Source organism: Roseiflexus sp. (assembly GCF_057785375.1).
On sequence record NZ_JBYNRX010000083.1, the window covers coordinates 1 to 3,046 of the forward strand.

At 60.5% G+C, this 3,046-nt stretch carries 2 protein-coding genes; one reads left to right on the plus strand and one right to left on the minus strand.

Features of this window, described 5'->3' with window-relative positions; translation table 11 throughout:
- Positions 1–169: 169 nt before the first annotated feature.
- Entirely contained in the window at positions 170–919 is a 750-nt protein-coding gene (locus AC3EA7_RS15590; protein ID WP_488614990.1) for an SDR family oxidoreductase, read from the plus strand.
- Between the two features lie 473 nt (positions 920–1,392).
- Here the strand turns inward: AC3EA7_RS15590 and AC3EA7_RS15595 are convergent, their stop codons facing one another.
- Positions 1,393–2,868, minus strand: a complete 1,476-nt coding sequence (locus AC3EA7_RS15595; protein ID WP_488614991.1) for a phytoene desaturase family protein — start codon at positions 2,866–2,868, stop codon at positions 1,393–1,395.
- Between the last annotated feature and the right edge of the window lie 178 nt (positions 2,869–3,046).

A 3,046-nucleotide genomic window follows, 5' to 3' on the forward strand; every position in this document is an offset into this window, starting at 1 on the left:
GGCATTGCCTTCGCCTACCCGTTGACAATGGCATTGCCTTCGCCTACCCGTTGACAATGGCATTGCCTTCGCCTACCCGTTGACAATGGCATTGCCTTCGCCTACCCAACTGATGATGTGGTACGATAGCAGGGCAGCGCGCTCTCCGAAAAACGGAACCCAAACACCTATGGATTTCACCGATCAGGTCGCAATTGTCATTGGCGGATCAGGCGCAATTGGCTCGGCCGTTGTGACCATGCTCGCAGAGCGTGGCGCGCGGGTGGTTGCGGGATATCACCAGAATGCTGCGGCGGCGGCGCGGGTAGTTGCCGCCTGTCAGGACCTGCGCGGCGACGTATCTGTGCGTCAAGTCGATGCGCGCGATCCGCAATCGGTCGAGACGCTGGTCGGCGCCGTTATCGAAACGTATGGACGGCTGGATGTAATGGTGTTCTGCGCGGGCGCCATGCGTTTCGCGCCGGTCGAAGCAATCAGTGTCGCGCAGTGGCGCGACATGCTGGCATTGCATCTTGATGGCGCCAGGAATGTTTGCCGTGCGGCGTTGCGCCCAATGATGCGGCGGCGCTACGGCAGAGTCGTCGCCGTCGCGGCGCTGCATGGGCTGGCGGGCGGACCGCAGCAGGCGGATTTCTCGGCGGCGACCGGCGGCGTATTGGGATTGGTTCGGACACTGGCGCGTGAGGCGGCGCCCTGGAATATCACCGTCAACGCGGTTGCGCCTGGTCTTATCGAAACGCCGCAACTGGCAACGATCCCAGAAGAGATGCGTCTCTGGGGGGAACGGGTGATTGCGCTGCGGCGTATTGGTCGTCCGGAAGAAGTGGCGGCAGCGATCGCCTTTCTGGCGTCGCCGCTTGCGTCGTACATCACCGGGCAGACGCTGGTGGTGGATGGAGGGTGGCGTATGGCGCCATAAAAAACCCCTCGTAGCGCATGCTGCGAAGGGTGCACTTAAGATATTGCCCCAGGGAGTGTGAAAAGGTTCTGAACTTCAACTCCGGGATCTACCGTTCGGCTACCACGACAGCGCTTTGCAGACGGCCAGCTCCTCTGTCGGGGTCGCAACGCACCTCGCTTCCTCTCCTCCTGCGATGGTGCGGGCTTTACCGCTGGAACCCTGCACTGACTCACACAGCATCCGGTGTTTCATCAATCACACGGCGCTTGCCTGTCGATTTCCCTGGCATTGCATGAAATATCAGGCCATTTCCATCGACTTACGGTCGTCCCCGTCTTCCCGACACCTGTGGGTAACGCCGCTTGCCGTGCAGAGTCGTTGATCCGTTTGTCAAAGTTCCGTTTTCCTTTTCGTTCCCTGGGGTGTTGGTTACATGATAGCATTCATGCGCCATAAGTCAAGGGGTTCTTAAATCGTTTCTTAACGATATGTTATGCGGCATCTGCCAGAACTCGTTCGGCGGCAGCGCGCCCTGAGAGGAGCACGAGCGGAATACCGCCGCCGGGGTGCGTGCCGCCGCCGACGAAGTAGACGCCGCGTACCTCGCGCGCGCGGAGCGGCGGACGCACGAATGCCGTCCATGGGTTGTTCGACGCCAACCCGTAGATCGCGCCTCCAGGAGCGTTGTATCGCTCGTTGATCGTTGCCGGCGTCCAGATCTGCTCGAATACAATATGCTGGCTCAGATTCTCCAGCCCCATATGCTCCAGTTTGTGCAGCACCAGGTTGCGATAACCGGTCGCTTCGCGCGTCCAGTTGACGCGCGGGTTGAGCGCCGGCGCGTTGATCAGCACAAACAGGTTCATCTGTCCTGGCGGCGCCATCGATGGGTCGGTCACCGATGCGGCACAGACATAGATCGTCGGGTCGGGCGCGGGCGTCTGCATATCGACAATTGCCCTGAACTCGGCGCGGTAGTCGGACGAGAAGAAAATGTTGTGATGCGCCAGTTCGGGGTAGATACGATTGACTCCCAGCAGCAGGACGAACCCGCTGTACGACGATTCGAGTTGCGCCAGGCGCGCTGCAGTCTTTTCTGTGCCGGGCAGCAGGCTGGCATAGGCATAGCGTGGATCGGCGTTGACGACTACCTGTGATGCGGCAAGCCGTTCGCCGCCTGCCAGAACGACGCCCGAGGCGGCGCCGTTGTGGACCTCGATGCGTTCGACCGGCACATTGGTGCGAATCTCCACGCCGAGATCGCACGCCAGCGCCGCCAGCGCGCGCGCAATCTGATACATTCCGCCAGCGACGTGCCAGGCGCCCTGGACAAACTCGACATAAGGAATCAGGTTGAATGTGGCCGGCGCGCGGAAGGGTGACGAGCCGTTGTATGAAGCGTAACGGTTGAATACCTGGCGCAGGTAGGGGCTGCGGAAGAAACTGCGCACTGCCTGATCAACGGTGCGAAACGGGTCGATCTGAAGCATTCCACTGAATAGATCAGGGGTCAGCAGGTCACGCACGCCGTCGAATGGGCGTAGCAGGAATGGACCTTCTGTGGCGCGGTAAATGCGTTCGGCGTAGCTCAGAAATTGGAGAAAGCCTGCAACATCGGCAGGTTCGATGCGCGCGATCTCCTCGGCAAGGCGGGGCAGATTCTGGCAGGCGTCGAACTGTGTGCCATCAAGCCAGCGATACCGGCAGATCGGTTCGAGTTGCGTGATGGTCAGCGAGTCTTCCATCCGCCGCCCGGCAGCGGCAAAGACTGACCGCAGCACCCAGGGCATGGTCAGTAACGAAGGTCCGGTGTCGAATCGGAACCCATCGGCTTCGACCAGGTTCAGTTTGCCGCCGACGCGCTCATTCTTTTCGAGCAGCACAACGCGCCGACCGCGCGCTGCCAGATGAATGGCGGCGGATAATCCGCCAAGCCCGCCGCCAATGATAAGGATTGGAAGGTGCATATCGGTATCCTTTTCTGAAACACGTGTGTTTGTGAATAGTGTATCATAGACGAGGCGAGAGGTGAGAGGCGAGAGGTGAGGGGCAAGAGGGAACAGGCCGTCGCAACGCCTCCGACGACCGTGTTCGGATCATAGACGAGGCGAGAGGTGAGAGGCGAGAGGTGAGGGGCAAGAGGGA